Genomic DNA, 239 nt, shown 5'->3' on the forward strand with positions numbered 1-239 from the left:
GAAATTAGATAATATCCCAATAGATTATGATTTAGAAAGTGAAAATTCAAATAATGAAAAAGCAATATTTAATAATGAAGATAATAAGACAATAATAATTAGAGGAAAAAATGCATCTTCAATTTATTATGATGGCTCTAATGTAATTGAAGAAAAAGATAAAATAGTTATAAATGCAGATAGTGGAGAAGTTAATTCATTTATAGCAACTAATGGAAATGTGATTATTGATGGTGAAA

At 23.0% G+C, this 239-nt stretch carries 1 protein-coding gene; it reads left to right on the forward strand.

Going from position 1 to position 239, the window contains the following annotated elements; translation table 11 throughout:
* Window positions 1–239, forward strand: a 239-nt coding sequence (locus NG904_RS17065; protein WP_252232930.1) for a hypothetical protein, incomplete at both ends; no start/stop codon positions are given.

It is taken from the genome of Clostridium sp. ZBS15 (genome assembly GCF_023845705.1).
In the GTDB taxonomy this organism is placed as follows: Bacteria; Bacillota; Clostridia; order Clostridiales; family Clostridiaceae; genus Clostridium; species Clostridium aquiflavi.